17 protein-coding genes are annotated in these 15,604 nt (G+C 50.1%); all 17 read right to left on the reverse strand.

The window, feature by feature from the left end:
- Positions 1-11 precede the first annotated feature (11 nt).
- Positions 12-1,142 (reverse strand): flagellar biosynthesis protein FlhB, encoded by a 1,131-nt coding sequence (gene flhB, locus KIU71_RS00655; protein ID WP_214129164.1) that lies wholly within the window; start codon positions 1,140-1,142, stop codon positions 12-14.
- Positions 1,143-1,146: 4 nt separating this feature from the next.
- On the reverse strand, positions 1,147-1,929 hold the full coding sequence (gene fliR, locus KIU71_RS00660) for a flagellar biosynthetic protein FliR (RefSeq protein WP_214129165.1): 783 nt from the start codon (positions 1,927-1,929) through the stop codon (positions 1,147-1,149).
- Between the two features lie 5 nt (positions 1,930-1,934).
- On the reverse strand, positions 1,935-2,204 hold the full coding sequence (gene fliQ / locus KIU71_RS00665) for a flagellar biosynthesis protein FliQ (protein WP_214129166.1): 270 nt from the start codon (positions 2,202-2,204) through the stop codon (positions 1,935-1,937).
- Positions 2,205-2,213: 9 nt separating this feature from the next.
- Positions 2,214-2,963 carry a flagellar type III secretion system pore protein FliP gene (gene fliP, locus KIU71_RS00670; protein ID WP_214129695.1) on the reverse strand — a complete coding sequence of 250 codons (750 nt, stop codon included), beginning with the start codon at positions 2,961-2,963 and terminating at the stop codon, positions 2,214-2,216.
- Between the two features lie 20 nt (positions 2,964-2,983).
- On the reverse strand, positions 2,984-3,298 hold the full coding sequence (gene fliO / locus KIU71_RS17735; RefSeq protein WP_315853219.1) for a flagellar biosynthetic protein FliO: 315 nt from the start codon (positions 3,296-3,298) through the stop codon (positions 2,984-2,986).
- 148 nt (positions 3,299-3,446) lie between these two features.
- Positions 3,447-3,866: a flagellar motor switch protein FliN gene (gene fliN, locus KIU71_RS00680; protein ID WP_214129169.1), complete on the reverse strand. Its 420-nt coding sequence runs from the start codon at positions 3,864-3,866 to the stop codon at positions 3,447-3,449.
- A 24-nt stretch (positions 3,867-3,890) separates the two neighbouring features.
- Complete coding sequence (gene fliM / locus KIU71_RS00685) at positions 3,891-4,949, reverse strand: flagellar motor switch protein FliM (protein WP_214129171.1); 1,059 nt, start codon at positions 4,947-4,949, stop codon at positions 3,891-3,893.
- Between the two features lie 12 nt (positions 4,950-4,961).
- Positions 4,962-5,486, reverse strand: coding sequence for a flagellar basal body-associated protein FliL (fliL, locus tag KIU71_RS00690; protein WP_214129173.1), 525 nt, complete (start codon positions 5,484-5,486; stop codon positions 4,962-4,964).
- 103 nt (positions 5,487-5,589) lie between these two features.
- Complete coding sequence (locus tag KIU71_RS00695; RefSeq protein WP_214129174.1) at positions 5,590-7,416, reverse strand: flagellar hook-length control protein FliK; 1,827 nt, start codon at positions 7,414-7,416, stop codon at positions 5,590-5,592.
- A 176-nt stretch (positions 7,417-7,592) separates the two neighbouring features.
- Positions 7,593-8,543, reverse strand: coding sequence for an aldose epimerase family protein (locus tag KIU71_RS00700; RefSeq protein ID WP_214129175.1), 951 nt, complete (start codon positions 8,541-8,543; stop codon positions 7,593-7,595).
- 116 nt (positions 8,544-8,659) lie between these two features.
- Positions 8,660-9,691, reverse strand: a complete 1,032-nt coding sequence (locus tag KIU71_RS00705) for a formylglycine-generating enzyme family protein (RefSeq protein WP_214129176.1) — start codon at positions 9,689-9,691, stop codon at positions 8,660-8,662.
- Positions 9,692-9,895: 204 nt separating this feature from the next.
- Complete coding sequence (gene fliJ, locus KIU71_RS00710; RefSeq protein WP_214129177.1) at positions 9,896-10,348, reverse strand: flagellar export protein FliJ; 453 nt, start codon at positions 10,346-10,348, stop codon at positions 9,896-9,898.
- Between the two features lie 2 nt (positions 10,349-10,350).
- Positions 10,351-11,664 (reverse strand): flagellar protein export ATPase FliI, encoded by a 1,314-nt coding sequence (gene fliI / locus KIU71_RS00715; RefSeq protein WP_315853234.1) that lies wholly within the window; start codon positions 11,662-11,664, stop codon positions 10,351-10,353.
- 43 nt (positions 11,665-11,707) lie between these two features.
- The gene (gene fliH, locus KIU71_RS00720) at positions 11,708-12,487 is read right to left on the reverse strand and encodes a flagellar assembly protein FliH (protein WP_214129180.1); all 780 of its coding nucleotides are present in this window, start codon (positions 12,485-12,487) and stop codon (positions 11,708-11,710) included.
- A complete protein-coding gene (gene fliG, locus KIU71_RS00725) occupies positions 12,474-13,514 on the reverse strand; it encodes a flagellar motor switch protein FliG (RefSeq protein ID WP_214129182.1) in 1,041 nt (346 codons plus the stop codon). Before fliG ends, fliH begins: the two co-directional genes overlap by 14 nt.
- Positions 13,515-13,522: 8 nt before the next feature.
- The gene (fliF, locus tag KIU71_RS00730) at positions 13,523-15,217 is read right to left on the reverse strand and encodes a flagellar basal-body MS-ring/collar protein FliF (protein WP_214129183.1); all 1,695 of its coding nucleotides are present in this window, start codon (positions 15,215-15,217) and stop codon (positions 13,523-13,525) included.
- 11 nt (positions 15,218-15,228) lie between these two features.
- The gene (fliE, locus tag KIU71_RS00735; RefSeq protein WP_214129185.1) at positions 15,229-15,555 is read right to left on the reverse strand and encodes a flagellar hook-basal body complex protein FliE; all 327 of its coding nucleotides are present in this window, start codon (positions 15,553-15,555) and stop codon (positions 15,229-15,231) included.
- Between the last annotated feature and the right edge of the window lie 49 nt (positions 15,556-15,604).

A 15,604-nucleotide genomic window follows, 5' to 3' on the forward strand; every position in this document is an offset into this window, starting at 1 on the left:
CCAGGCTGAGCCTATCGACGGTACTCAGGTGGGATAGGTAAATCTCTCTTCAGCGGTTTCGGCCGCTTGCCTTTACCAGAACGATAGGCCTTAAGTTTATAAACATAGGCAAGCACTTGAGCCACCGCCATAAAGAGTTTATGCGGTATTTCCTGATCAGGTTCGGTCGAATAAAATATGGCACGCGTTAGCATTGGCGAAGGAATGAGCGGTACGTCGTGCGCAGTCGCAATTTTACGAATATGCATCGCTAATTCGTCGGCTCCCTTGGCAACCACCACCGGCGCGCGCTGACCGTCTTCATCGTATTTCAAGGCCACTGAAAAGTGTGTTGGGTTGGTGACAACAACGTCTGCCTTGGGCACTTCTTGCATCATCCGGTTTGCCGCAGCCTGATATTGTAATCGACGAATGCGGCCTTTGACCTGCGGATCACCTTCCGCATTCTTACGCTCATCCTTGACTTCCTGCTTAGTCATTTTCATTTCTTTGTTATGTTTGTATGACTGATAAGGCACATCAATCAAAACAATCGGTATCATCGCGCAGCACATCATCAGAAAAGCCCACTCAATCATATCCAGCGCGTGAAACAGGCTCAGCGGGTAAAGCTCTTGATCCAAATGCAAGGCTTCATCCATAAAGATATTTAAGGCAAGGTACGCCGTGCCACCAATGACAAAGAACTTCGCAATGGCTTTGAGCAGTTCCACGATACCTTCGATACCGAACATGCGTTTGAAGCCATTTAACGGGTTAATTTTACTGGCTTTAGGCGCCGCCGACTGCCACGTAAAATTGAATCCCCCCATGGCGATTGAGCCGTAAATACCCGCCACCATAGCAATAACCATGTAAAACAACACCGGCGTACTGATTTGCTCAAATGCCGCGCCCCATGCCTGGAACATATGATTGGTGTCGAAGGTTTCATCGCGAGATAAGGTGAATGTGCGCTGCATGACGGAGAACACGGCTGAGGCGATATAGGAGCCCATCAACAGAAAAGACACAGCGCTTGCGATCAACACCAACGCCGTTGATAACTCGCGAGATCGCGCTAACTGCCCTTTATTGCGGGCGTCCTGTTTCTTTTTGGACGTGGGTTCTTCGGTTTTTTCCGCCGAATCGTTATCTGCCATCGCGTTACACTCCGCAAATTCTCAGCAGTTGGCACATCATTAACTCGGCGCGTTCCCACTGTTCTTGAAAGTGGTCGGCAAAGTTGGCCAGGGTTATCCAAATTATTATCAGCCCCATAATTTGAGCAATGGAGAAGCCAATGCTAAAAATGTTCAATTGAGGGGCGGCTTTAGTCATCACACCAAACGACAGATTGACAATCAGCAAGGACACGATCGGGGCTAATGTGATGGTAACAGCTGCCGTAAACATCCACCCTGCCCATAAAGCAATGGCTTGAAACTGCTCAGGAGCCCACCAGCCTGCTCCAATCGGATAAGCCTGAAAGCTCATCGTAATCATCTGAATCATCGCCAAGTGACCGTCAAATGTCCAAAACAATAGCGTCGCTAAAATTAAGTAGAACTGACCCACCGCCGGTACATTAATACCATTGATTGGATCGACAATGGACGCAAACCCCAAGCCTGTTTGCATCGCCACAATTTGCCCTGCGACCACGAAAGTGTTCAATACCATCATGGATAAAAATCCAATCGCAATACCGATCACCAGTTGTTGGATCATCAGGATAAATGTGCCCACATCAACAATCTGTTCCACCGGTGATTTTGGCACAACAGGCATGATCACGAAGGTAAACAGAACGGCGTACAACGCTTTAACCGGTGTTGGAATGGATTTAGCGCTCAACCCTACCATTGCCGCAAACATGCCAGAGATACGCATGAATGGCAGTAAAAAATCGGCCAAGAACTGAAGGATAGTGGCTTCCGCTATCACCATGTCGGTTAGCCGACCACCTGCGGAATGCGTTCAATCATACTGAACGTGAAATCCATCACTTTCTGCACCAACCAATTTCCCCCCCAACTCAATGCCAGCAAGGTAACCAGCAGGCGTGGCAGGAAGCTCATGGTTTGCTCATTAATTGAAGTCGCCGCTTGGAATACCGCCACAATCAACCCCACAATCAAGCTCGGTACAATGACCGCAGAGACCAATAAAATAACGATAAACATGGACTCTCGAAGAATTTCCACAAATGCTTCTGGACCCATAAATTTCTCCTACACGCCCATACCAAAGCTGGTGGCGAGAGTACCGAAGATTAAATTCCAGCCATCAACCAAAACAAACAACATCAGTTTGAACGGCAGCGACACAATCATCGGCGACAACATCATCATCCCCATTGCCATCAAGATTGACGCGACAACAAGGTCTAGAATCAAAAACGGAATAAACAACATAAAACCTATTTGAAAGGCGGTTTTGAGTTCGCTCGTGACAAATGCTGGCACCAAAACCGTCATCGGTACTTCTGAAGGATCGTCAAACTGATCTTCCATCCCGCCGATCCGCACGAAGGTTTCCAGGTCTTTCACGCGGGTTTGCGACAGCATAAATTCTCGCATCGGCAATTTTGCCTGATTAACAGCTTCAATCGACGTCATTTCTTCATTTAAATACGGCTGTAGTGCCGTCTCATTGATTTCCTCAAACACCGGCGCCATGATGAACATGCTCAAAAACAGACTCACGCCAATAAGAATTTGGTTGGATGGCGATTGTTGCAGGCCGATGGCCTGACGCAAAATAGACAACACCACGATGATCCGTGTAAACGATGTCATCATCATAATAAAAGCGGGTATCAGACTCAGCGCCGTCATGATGAACAGCGCTTGCAGCGTCATGGAGTATTCCTGCGCCCCGTCTTCGGTGGTGGTCACCGTAACGGCCGAAATACCTTGTTGTGCCAATGCCACGTCGCTGTAAAGCAAACCGCTGATGATTAGCACGCAACACAGCATCATTGAACAGCAGCGTGTTATCGTCATGGCGTGGTGACCTCAGCCGGCTTGTCGCCACGCAGCTTACCCGCCATCGCCTGGATTAACTTGTCTTTGAACTGTTCACCCGTATTCACGGCTTCGCTTTTCTTGAGCGGCTCGCTCAGCGTGGCCAGATGATTAATATTGTGCGCCGTAACGCCAAGCAGAAATTGTTCGCTCCCTACTTCGACCACAACCACGCGTTCTTTTGTGCCAGCCATCATGCTGGCAACAATTTTCATCTGCCCACTACCGGCTTGGGTGACATTAAACCGGCGCATCACATAAGCAAGCGCAAAAATAATCCCAATGACCACCAGCAGTGATAGAAAAATTGACGCTATCGACGTTGGGTTTGTAATAGAGTTTGTTTGACTATCGGCCGCGAGGACCGTTTGAAAACTTGTACAAAGAAGGAAAAATAATGCGCAACCAAATGATTTAGTTGCGCTTTTTAGGGTAAAGCTACCTGAGCTTTTTGATTCTCTCGATTTGACTAATAACATCCGTTAACCGAATACCAAATTTATCGTTGACGACTACTACCTCTCCATGAGCAATCAACGTGCCATTCACTAAAACATCTAATGGCTCACCCGCAACCCGATCTAATTCAACCACAGAGCCCTGGTTCAATTGGAGTAAGTTGCGAATACTTATTTGGCTTCTTCCGACTTCCATCGAAATAGTCACGGGAATATCAAGAATGGTATCCAGCTTCTTCTTTTCAGCTTGTGTAATCGGCGCATCGTCGTCCAGCTCATCCAGCTCAGCAACATGCACATCATCGCCATCGGTTTCGCCGCTACCGTCTTCGTTTTCTTCCGAGTCGGCCTGCTCCGCCATCGCTGCGGCCCAATCGTCCATACCGTCTTCTTCACTCATGGCTATATCCTCTTGGTAATGGCATTATAAATCTTCTTCCAACACTGATAACTCAGCGTCATTATCAATGACACGGCCACCTCGTGTCAGAAGCTGTAGTTCTGACTTAACAGAGGTCGGACGGTCTATCTTTTCAATTATCTTCAGCGCGAGGTTGTCTCGTGATCGACCCAGCTTAGCCCTGAAGGTGGGCAAATCTTCAATCAAAACGGTGATATGGTTAGGCATTTCTATCGGAATAATGTCGCCGGCTTTCAGCTCCATCATTTCGCGCAGCGGCATATCAAAATCCAGCATATGTGTGCTGAGTTCCACATTGACGTCCATGATTTCATCGCGCAGTGCTTTGCTCCAACGGAAATCAGTATCTTCTTTGTCGCTCTGCACACCCGCATCGAGTAACTCTCTAATCGGTTCCAGCATGGAGTAAGGCAGTGAAACGTGAAAATCACCACCACCACCGTCAAGTTCAATATGGAAAGAGCTGATCACCACCACTTCCGTTGGGCTAACGATATTCGCCATGGCTGGGTTCACTTCAGAATCCAGATATTCGAATGACACGTCCATGACGGGTGCCCACGCCTCTTTGTAATCTTCAAAGATGAGCTTTAACAGCATTTGAATGATGCGTCGCTCCGTCGGTGTAAACTCCCGCCCCTCGATTTTGGCATGGTAACGGCCGTCACCACCAAAAAAGTTGTCAACCAGAATAAACACCAGTCTCGCTTCCATGGTGATCAGGCCTGTCCCTTTAAGCGGACGGAAACGCACCATGTTAAGGCTGGTTGGAACAAATAGCGTATGTATGTACTCGCCGAATTTAATCATTTGTATGCCGTTGATCGACACTTCGGCAGAGCGGCGCATCATATTGAACAAGCTCACACGCATGTGCCGCGCAAATCGCTCGTTCACGATCTCAAGTGTGGGCATGCGCCCCCGCACGATCCGATCCTGCGAGGAGAAATCGTATTCGAGCGCAGACGTGTCGACTTCGCCGTCGTCGACGTCCTCTTCTTCGACATCATCCACTCCATGCAGGAGCGCGTCGATTTCGTCTTGAGATAGTAAATCGCTCACATCAGTTCCTAATTACTGCATTACGAAGCCGGTAAACAGGACTTCTTCAACCACATCAGCCCCGGCTATTTCCTGCATTTTAGCTTGCACATCGCGTAACGATTGCTCACGCAATGCAATTTTCCCCGCTTCTGTGACTAGATCATCGGCATTACTACTACTGAAGACCTGTAGCAAGGTTCCCTCAATCAGCGGGATGTGCGATTTCGCCAATTCTTCGCTATCACTGCCGCGCACCATCAACTGAACTTTGATTTCGACTAACCGGTCACGTCCGGCGCCCGGTACGTTGAGCACAAAAGGACGCGGCATCGCCACATAGAGGGCCGTGCCAGACTTTGCGCTGCCAGTAGAGGCACTAGGCGCTGCGCCTGCCTGCCCTTCGACCGCCTGCACATCCGCCATGTCATCATCACTTCCGCCCAAGAAAAAGAACGCAGCGGCACCACCGGCAATAATCACTACAGCGGCGATGATGATGATCATCAGCTTGCCTTTTTTACCACCTTCTTCAATCTTTAATTCTTCTTCAGCCATGACATTCTCAGTTTATCCGCAGTAAGGCTATTATCAGTATCGTTGGGCAAAATCTCAATCGGTCATTTAGACTATTTCACACCCACGCAAAAACGATGAGCCCTTATGCATAATAGTCGATACCACCTGGGGTGCCACCCGTGGCTCGCTGCTCGATGACCTCAGAGGCAATTTCTTCCAGTCCATCATCCTGTTGACCTTGTGCAAAATGTCCTTCTTGCTGTTCGCCTTGCTGCTGCGGGTTATCTTGCTCCACAGAAGATTGGCCCAGCTCAATCCCCTGCTGCGCCAACATATCTCTCAAGCGAGGCGCAGCCTGATCAAGTGCATCGCGCGCTTGTGGCGATTGCACCACAAAATTAACGGTCGCGGCCTCGCCCGACATGCTGACTTTGACCTTCACGCTGCCTAAGTCGGGTGGATCAAGACGTATTTCGGCAAAACTGTTTCTGGCATTCACCATCCAACGGATCTTCTCAGCAAACTGGTTCTGTCCGTCAGGTTTCAGAATATTCACAGGTTTGTCGAGCATGGTCTGGGTGTGACTTGTTTTTGACGTTTCCAGCTGATTGCCAATATCAGTCGTGGCGATATCAACATGGGCGGTCTGCGCCGTATTGGTCAGTAACGCGGCATTGTCGCGCATCGCAGTCGTCACCCCATCAGCCAGTGCAAGTGCCTGAGTCAGTGCAACCGACACTTGATTTATACCGGACTGCGGTACGGGCATATCGGCAGTCACTAACGCGTCCGTCACCAGCGATTTAATGCTGATCCCGGGCTCTCTTCCTTCACTGAGTTGCTGTTTGTACTCGGCAAGCCCGGCTTGCAACGCGCCGATAAAAGATTTTTGCTGACTGGCAGAGGCGGGTTCTGCCGCAGTGCTGAGCAACTGCTTAAGCGTTGCATTTGCAATGTCATCTATCGGGCCCGCCTCCAACTGACTCAAGGCATTCACTGCAGCGGTTTCTGATGGGTTCACCTTCACTTTTAGCTGAGCTTCAGTTTTAGGTGCACCAGCGTTTATCGTTGTACCTGCTATGAGTGCTGGGTCAATTGCGCTGTCTGCGACCGGCTTTTCAATCACAACCGGCTTATCCCCCAACAAGGCTTCCAGCTCGGTGAGTTTTGAGGTCTCGGTCTGGTCTGCAGCTTGTAACACCTGCTGGCTTAGCTCAGGAGCTTCATCACTGCTCGCACTATCTTGCCGGGCTTGGGCCAATAATAAAGCGACAAGCTCTACAACCGCCTCGCTTTCTCCATCACCTAACTCGGTCAAATCGCTCGTTCCCATCGTCTGACCCAATTCGCCTTCGCCGCCGCTACGATCGCCTGAGTCAGTCGTCGATAGCTTATGCATCTGCGCCACGAGTTCGGCGATCGCAGAGAATTTCGCCGTCTGTTCGCCATCAACGATGTCGCTCACATTCTTATTGGTCAGCATAAGTTCTGTGATATCCACGGTCTTTAATGAAATATCAGTGGTATTCTCAAGCTTGTTGGCGATTTCACCGTCGTAGCTTTGCTCGCGCTTCTCGTTAGCCATCGCATTTTTTATTTGTTCGACCAGCGAAACCCAGTCTTCCGCATCAGTGTTTTCAACGGCTTGGTCTGCTTTATCAAGGACTGGCTTTTCAATCACGTCCGAAGGCGGCTGGGAACTTTCTTTAAGCTTTGCCTGAGGCTGAGTATTATCGTGCTCGCGGTTAGCCGACTCTCTTGGCGCCTGATTAGATTTGAACGAACTGGTTTCAGCACGAGGCTCAGACTTCCTCTCCTGCCGCAACGCCTGCTCAAACTGAGCGGCATTGCCCGAGCGCTGCTCAGAAGACGTGCCACTGCCAAGCCACTGTTTGTCAAAACCCAGGGAAGCATCGCTAGTGGGTTTTGCGGCAATATCTGTTTGCAGGGGGGCAATTTGTTGCATCATTCGCGCATCCTCCTCTCGTTAACCTATTGATTTAATAGGTTATTGAGATGTCATCCTGTTTCTGACATTAATCTGTATAGAGGTTTTGCAAAGTCTGTTCCAAGATGAGCAACAACGTCTTTTGACTGCCGTGTGACTCGTGTTTATTCGCCTGAGTAGCCGACACACAGCGCCGCTTACGGGGCGAATGTCTCTGTTGAGATCGTGTAAGTAATAGCGTTGGTTTGCTCATGGCCGGGAGTTACAATCGCATTAAAATGGGGGCCGCTGGCCTCTGAAATCGCACCGAAGTGTGGTTCAATACATACGCCTTGATTAACCGTAAACGGTTTGTCCAAGTACTTGCCACTGTAGAGTTGTGCTGCCGGGTAAGTAGAGGTCACCGTGAGACTTAAATCTTTAGCTTTGCTCCACAGTGTAGACACCTGAGACTCTCCGCTAAACACAACGTTCGCATCAAGCGATTCGGCCCCCTCAATATCAGCGAGATAAACACACCGCCCCGCAGCCAAGCCGAGATTTTCAATGGTGTATTTATCACCACTCGGTAGACTCTCAGCGTTCAGTAACTGATGATGAGTTGCGTTGGTATGTAGCCATTGAGCGAGCCCGGAAAAATTGGAATCTACGCCATTGAGATTAAAGTAACTATGACCTGTTGGTCCGGCGATAGTGATTTTTTGCGCATTCACCCGCATGACTAAGTGGAGTTGGTTATGTTGCAATCGGTACGTTACTGAATAGTCACAGGGGCCCGGATAACCGTTCCAACCATCCGCTTTAACAAGCTGAAAGGTAATATGCTCTGCATCAGCACTTGCCACTGTCCACACCTGTTGGTCAAACGCCTCGTTACCACCGTGTAGATGATGACGACCATCGTTCTGCGTTAATCGTATAGCTTGCTCACCTTTAATGCTGACGTGACCTTGCTCTATGCGGTTTGCATAGGGGCCAGCCACCGCACCAAGATAGTAGGGGTCTTGCGCATATTGTGGCGTATTGGCATAGCCCAAAACAATCGGTCGATCCTGACCGTTAACATTCACATTCCAGTTGACGATCCTGGCACCGAAATCACTGATTGATACGCTCATTACCGGTGACGTTAATGTGTGAATGCGCATAGACTATTCCTTTTCCTATTCCTTTTCAGGCACGTTGTCATTGCTATGAGCGTCCGCCGATTTTTGCCCTGCGTGGGCATTGAGCATACACGAGGCCATCCAGCAATCGAAATAGGTCATTCACTGAAACGTTCAGGGCTCACGTCTGCCACCGTTCTAAAACCGATATGACTGGTTCCCATGTGCGTATCCTGTGCATGCCGTGCCGCGGGGCGGTAACGCATGCAGAAATCATCTGCACACAAAAACGAGCCGCCTTTGATAACACCCACAGGTACATTTGGCTGATTTTGATCAAATCCGGTCTCGGGCATACCCTCAGGTATTTCATGCGGGCTGTAGTGACGGGGATAGTAGGTGCTTTGTGTCCACTCCCAGACATTGCCAATCATATCGTAGACGCCATAAAGGTTTTGCGGGTAGCAGCCAACCGGTGCCAGCCCTTCAAAACCATCCTCGGCGGTATCATTAAATGGAAACAAGCCTTGCCAAGTGTTTGCGATATGCTCACCTTGGTAAGTCAGTGAGTTACCAGAAGCATATTTGGCGCCGTTTAATCCACCGCGGCTAACATACTCAAATTCAGCCTCGGTCGGTAATCGGTGCCCTTTCCACTGTGCATAACGAGTGGCATCTTCAAACGCGATATGGACCACTGGGTAGTGCGCTTTGCCTTCAATTGAACTGCCCGGGCCAGTAGGTGCTTTCCAATACGCTCCCGGCGTAAAATGCCACCAATTGGCAAAAGTACCGGCCCCCACAGCTTCAGATAACTTAACAAACACGGCCGATCCCGGTTGGAGCAAATGCGCAGGCATATCTGGGTAATCGTGCGGATCGGGTTTACGCTCAGCCACCGTTTTGTATCCGGTGGCCTCAACAAACTCAGCAAACTCGGCATTGGTCACTTCATGACGGCTAATGTAGAACGAATTGACAGATACCGTCTTCGCCGGAGTCTCCTCTGGATATTCGGCACCGGCCCCCATCACGAAACGCCCCGCATCAATGAGAACCATACCTGATGCAGGGTCGCACCCTAATACATCACTTGAGTATTGCCCGTCGAAAACCGTTGTTCGGGCTACAACGACGGCTAACCCCACGATTAACGCTGCACTGATGGGAATGATGACGCTCTTACGCATAATAAGATAAACCCTGACTGACTGAACACTGATAAATATCCGCTTTAAGACCCATGGCAGACGCGTATTCCTGCTCGATTGCAGCCACTATATCAGGAATCAAATCCACTGGACATAAACGCACAATCTCGCCAGCAGAGCCTATGTTCTTGGCGCAACGCGCCACCAGCCAGTCGGTTGCTAACTTATCACGCTGACGTGGTATTATCGCTGCTCCGCATGACGCTTGCGTAAAAAGCTCTGTAATGCAAATTCATCCAGTAGCGCCTGTTCGTGCCGCTCGGCTTTAGCGAGCGCAGCAGTACGTTTTTTCTGAATGAGGTGTTCGACCGCTTTACGTTTTCTTTGCTGAGCCAACCACGCTTTCTTGCGTTGCTCGGCCACTAATATTGCTTGGCTTATCACTTGGTTTTGTTGCTGACAGGCACTGTCGAGCTGCCCGACAAAGGTGAGGTACTGTGTATAGCTGCGCGCGCCAAAACCGGCTTGACCTTGTTGCTGAATATTACCCAGGTACTCACGGCGATAAAGCTCTAAATTCTCAAGGCGTTGACGCTGCTGTTGCAGATACTGCTGCGCCTGATGGAAATCTTGCGCGCAGCGGTCTTCTTTATCTTGTTCCCACTGTGCTACACGTTCTAACTGCTGCGTCGACATAATTATGACGCCCCTTTCAGACCATTCGCGAGTGAGGCCATCGACGACAAGCTTTCATCGTAAGGAATTACCTGCGTCATACCCTGTTGAAAGAAGGCATTTATAGCGGGTTCAGCTTGAATGGCGAGATCGATGCGCGGATCCGCGCCACGGTTATAGGCTCCAATAGCAATCAAATCCCGATTCTGCTGATACAAGGAATACACCTGACGGATTTTACGCATCGAATCCAAATGCTCATCACTGACGACTTGAGGCATCACTCGGCTAACCGACGCAGGCACGTCAATAGCAGGATAGTGGCCACTGTCGGCCAATGACCGCGACAATACAATGTGCCCATCCAGGATCGCACGGGCAGCGTCAGCAATCGGATCCTGCAAATCGTCCCCTTCGGTCAATACGGTGTAAAACGCTGTAATAGCGCCTTGATTGTCTGAACCGTTGCCTGCACGCTCTACCAGCGCTGGCAAACGCGCAAAAACCGACGGCGGATAGCCTTTAGTGGCTGGCGGTTCACCCACCGCGAGTGCGATTTCACGCTGCGCCATTGCGTAGCGAGTCAGAGAATCTATCAGCAGCAATACGTTCATACCCTGATCCCGAAAGTATTCAGCTATGGCCACTGCTGTTTCACAGCCCTTAAGGCGCATCAACGGTGATGTATCAGCCGGAGCGGCCACCACAACAGCGCGCTGACGTTCTTCTTCGGTCAATATGTCGTGAATAAACTCTTTCACTTCACGCCCGCGCTCGCCCACTAATCCAACCACGACCACATCGGCTGTGGTGCCTCGCGTCATCATGCCCAGTAGAACACTTTTACCGACCCCACTGCCGGCAAACAAACCCATGCGCTGACCGACACCCACCGTAATCATGCTATTGATGGCGCGCACTCCTACATCCAACGGGCTGGATATGGGCCGACGGCTGAGTGGGTTTATTGGCGGCTTTGTGGTTGCGACTCGTGTAGACGTTTCGATAGCACCCAATCCGTCTAACGGCTGAGCATTGGCGTCAACCACCCGACCCAGCAAGCCTAAACCGACTGCTAAACCGGATTCTCGCGACAGTGGCTGCACACGCGAACCGGGTACAATCCCTTTAACCGCCTGCGTCGGCATGAGATAAGTAATATCACCCGCAAAACCAACCACTTCCGCCTCAATTTGACCATCGATGGTTTGCACCAGGCATTGGCTTCCCACGGGCATCTGGCATCCAACCGCTTCTAACGTTAAACCGATACCACGAACTAGTTTACCGGAAGCAATGGGCGCGGTTTGCGGTACCTGAGATTTAAGTTTCTGTATACGCTGTGCGAATGCCTGCGTAGATTGTGACGCAACGCTGGCGTTATCCGTCACGACTCAAGCCCTGCTGAAGCAAGAATGTATCGATAACGTCTTTGCAGCGCCGCTCGATTGAGTAGTCTACCGCATTATTACTGGTAGACACATCGCAACCGCCTGGCGATAGCTCAGGAGACGGCTGGAATTGCCACCCCTGTTGCTGAATATGTGCATCATCATAGACCCGTTTGATAACCGCAATATCATCAGGGTGCAATTTAATCGTAACGGTTTGCTCACTGCTGGGTAACGCCGACAACGCTTGTCGAAACGCTTCTTCAATGACACCGTGGTTAGTTTTCACTTCAACCTGAATCACTGATTTCGCCAGCGCCACTGCCAATTGCAATAACTCTTCCTGTACCTGTTCATCGCGTTTAGCCAGTGGCGATTGCAGTGAATCAACCAGCACCTGCCACTGTTCAGCTAACGCCTGAACCTCAGACTGCCCTTGCGCGAGTCCCTCTTCTTTACCCTGCGCAAGGCCCTCAGCATGGCCTAGCTCATACCCTTTCGCCTGCCCCTCTTCAGTTCCCTGAGTAAGGCCTTCTTGGTGTCCGTTGTTGAACCCTTCATCGAAGGCAGCTTGCCGGATCGCTTCAATCTCTTCAGCGGTGGGCGGGAGTATTTCTTCTTCTGGTTCAGGGGGCTCATAGCGCCACTCTGAACGTTTATTCAGCGCGTTGGTTTCTTCTTCGTCGATATCGTCTTCAGATTCTACGTAAGGCAGGTCCCACGGTTTGGCATCTTTGCTATCCACCTTTTTCGGGCTATAGGAACTCATCGCCACCGCCGCCACCCAGCATTATTTCACCTGAATCGGCAAGTCGACGTGCCACGGACAGAATTTCCTTCTGTGCAGTTTCCACTTCACTGACTCGCACCGGCCCGAGTGCTTCCAGATCGTCCAGAAGCATTTCTGCAGCGCGTTTAGACATGTTTTTAGTGATTTTATTTTTAAGCTCTTCATCAGCACCCTTGATGGCCTTAAGCAACGCCTCCTGCTGGACTTCACGCAGGATCGCTTGAATGCCGCGATCGTCAACATCAACTAAGTTATCAAACACAAACATCAAATCTTGGATTTGCTGGCTCATTTCTTCATCTTGCTCACGGATGGCATCCATCAATTGACCCTCGATATTGGTATCAAGGTAGTTCATGATATCTGCCGCCGACTTCAAGCCGCCCATTTTAGCCGCTTGCGCGCCAGCTTGACCGGCAAATTGTTTCTCCATAATTTCGTTAAGCTCCTGCAGTGCCGCGGGTTGCACTTCTTCAAGATTCGCCACCCGCATCAGCAAATCAAGACGCACTTTCTCAGGAAATTGCGAGAGTATCTCTGCCGATTGCTCCGGCTCCAAATACGACATAACAATGGTTTGGATCTGTGGGTGTTCGTTGCGAATGATACTGGCAACCTGCTTTGAATCCATCCACTTGAGCGAATCCAAACCTTTCGCGCCTGAACCCATCATGATCTGATCAATCAAGTTAGCGGCTTTGTCTTCACCCAATGCGGCCGTTAGCGCACGCTTCACAAAGTCCTGACTTTGGAAACCAATGGTACTGTAGTTTTGAATTTCTTCGATGAAATGCTTATGTACCGCAGTGATCTTAGTCTGCGTCATGTCATCAATTTTTGCCATGGCAGAACCCAGCTTCTGAACCTGTTTGGGCTCCAGATGCTTCAATATTTGTGCAGCGTCTTCTTCTGAAAGGCTCAGCAATAAAATGGCCGCTTTGTCTACCCCTTCCAGCTTAGCGACATCGTATCCACTGTCGCTTTGGGTTGCTAATTCTTCTGCCATAATCGTCTCTACTCGTCCTGCATTAGCCAGCCTTTGACCACCTGAGCAGACAACTCAGGCTCATTGGCAACCAGCGCCCGCACCGCTTTCAGTACGTCTTCATCTTTGTGCAAATCAGGCAGCATCAGTGAGCCATCTGGCGCAAATCCAACCTGACCCTCATCAAACTCCTGCGATAGCATACTGATGGTTTCGTCACCCAAATCCAAAGCTTCATCGGAATCAAACCCATCCGACTCAAGCGAATCATCCGGGTAAATCAACTTGCGCAACATGGGGCGAACCACGGCGAGTATCAGAACGATAATCACTAATGCGCCTACTACGAGCTTCAGTATAGGCATAAACTGAGGTTGTTCCCAGATTGGCACCTCTTCAGCCACGCCAATATCCATGCGACTAAATGGCATGCTCACGACTTCAAGGCTGTCGCCACGCGTGACATCAAAACCAATACCACCTTGCAGCAAACGCCGGATATTCAGTAGCTCAGCTTGTGCCATCGGCTCAGAGGTCACACTACCATCTTCACCGGTGACCGACTTGTAATCGACCGCAACTGACACGCTGAGGCGTCGGATAACACCCGTTTGCTGCTTAGTATGACTAATAGTCGTGTCTAATTCGTAATTCCGCGTTTGCTCTTTTGAGTTTCGACCGGGCACCGCCGGTGCCACTGCCCCACCCACAGCTTGTTCGGGGATCGCTGCATCCAACGGAGGCTGATTGGTGAGTGCCCCAGGAATACCGGCAACCACTCCACCGACACTGTTTTCTTCAACAATCATTTCGCTGCGTACAGCAGGAAGATCGGGATTGTAACTGCGTTGAGTCTGTTCAACCGCGGTAAAATCCATCGTTACGTCGGCCTGAGCCGTGTAGTTGCCCAGCCCCAAAACAGGGATCAGGATTGAATCAATTTTTTCCAGATAGGCACTTTCACGCTGCTTCTCCATTTCGTACTCTTTCCGAGCACGCGAGCTGGCGGCATCTTGCGAGCCAGAGTTGAGCAAGCGGCCATTGCTGTCGGTCACCGTAACGCGGTTAGGCTCCATGCCTTGTACGGCGGAAGCGACAATATCCACCACAGCATCCACTTCTTCGCCTGAAATCACTTGCCCGCGTTTTGCTGTCAATACTACCGTGGCGCTGGCTTTCTTCTCTCGGCGCGCAAATACATTTTCTTTGGGCATCGCCAGCAGTACACGCGCTTTATTGATGGCTGCAATATCTTCAATGGTTCGTGCAATTTGCTGTTCACGGGCATGCTTTAAACGCTCCATTTCAACACGCTGACTGACACCAAAACCCATGTCCTGCATGATGATCTCAGTGCCCTGCGAGGTTTCATTCGAAATGCCCTGCCGCGCCATGCCTAAACGAATGTCTTGGATCTGGTTTTCTCGCACGTAAACGGTGTTGCCTTCCAAGCGGTAATCGATTTGATTGGCATCAAAATAGTCGAGCGTTTCAATGAGCTCCTGGGTTTGCATCTTGGCAAGGGGGCGATAATCTGGCTCTTGAGCCCAAATGACGATAAACACCGCAATCGCAATACAAATAACAAGCGCAACAACGAGCATTAATTGACGCATCATATCGGCGGAGCCGAGTGCGTCCATAAAACCCGATTTTTGCTCTATTTCATTATCACCTGACATACCGTCAGAAACGGCGAGCTCAGTACTGGTTGCTTCAGCCACGTGTTGTCACCTTATACTGGCATATTCATGATTTGTTTGTAGGCTTCAAGCACTTTATTGCGCACTTGAACAGTCGCTTCAAAAGCAATGCCGGCTTTCTCTTTGGCGACCATCACGTCAGCAAGGCTCAGATCAGGCGCGCCCATTTCAAACGCTTGCTGAGACTCACGCGAGGTTTTTTGCATGCTGTTCACATTGTTCACTGCGGCCGATAGCATGTCGGCGAAATTTTCACTACTGGGGTTGATATCGAGTCGCGGTGCCTGCTCAATATTGGGTCGAATTTGCCCGGCCATGGCCTGCATTTCTTGATAGAGTGAATTGCCTTTAATATCCATCACATGTGCCTTTAATTCTATACTGCATGGGAACTCTTTGTTTGCTCAG

This window comes from Alteromonas oceanisediminis (assembly GCF_018474025.1).
In the GTDB taxonomy this organism is placed as follows: domain Bacteria; phylum Pseudomonadota; class Gammaproteobacteria; order Enterobacterales; family Alteromonadaceae; genus Alteromonas_E; species Alteromonas_E oceanisediminis.

Coding starts and splice junctions, on each gene's coding strand:
- flhB (WP_214129164.1), bottom strand. CDS start 1,142: ATGGCAGATAACGATTCGGCGGAAAAAACCGAAGAACCCACGTCCAAA.
- fliR (WP_214129165.1), bottom strand. CDS start 1,929: ATGGTGATAGCGGAAGCCACTATCCTTCAGTTCTTGGCCGATTTTTTA.
- fliQ (WP_214129166.1), bottom strand. CDS start 2,204: ATGGGTCCAGAAGCATTTGTGGAAATTCTTCGAGAGTCCATGTTTATC.
- fliP (WP_214129695.1), bottom strand. CDS start 2,963: ATGATGCTGTGTTGCGTGCTAATCATCAGCGGTTTGCTTTACAGCGAC.
- fliN (WP_214129169.1), bottom strand. CDS start 3,866: ATGAGTGAAGAAGACGGTATGGACGATTGGGCCGCAGCGATGGCGGAG.
- fliL (WP_214129173.1), bottom strand. CDS start 5,486: ATGGCTGAAGAAGAATTAAAGATTGAAGAAGGTGGTAAAAAAGGCAAG.
- KIU71_RS00695 (WP_214129174.1), bottom strand. CDS start 7,416: ATGATGCAACAAATTGCCCCCCTGCAAACAGATATTGCCGCAAAACCC.
- KIU71_RS00700 (WP_214129175.1), bottom strand. CDS start 8,543: ATGCGCATTCACACATTAACGTCACCGGTAATGAGCGTATCAATCAGT.
- KIU71_RS00705 (WP_214129176.1), bottom strand. CDS start 9,691: ATGCGTAAGAGCGTCATCATTCCCATCAGTGCAGCGTTAATCGTGGGG.
- fliJ (WP_214129177.1), bottom strand. CDS start 10,348: ATGTCGACGCAGCAGTTAGAACGTGTAGCACAGTGGGAACAAGATAAA.
- fliH (WP_214129180.1), bottom strand. CDS start 12,487: ATGAGTTCCTATAGCCCGAAAAAGGTGGATAGCAAAGATGCCAAACCG.
- fliG (WP_214129182.1), bottom strand. CDS start 13,514: ATGGCAGAAGAATTAGCAACCCAAAGCGACAGTGGATACGATGTCGCT.
- fliE (WP_214129185.1), bottom strand. CDS start 15,555: ATGGATATTAAAGGCAATTCACTCTATCAAGAAATGCAGGCCATGGCC.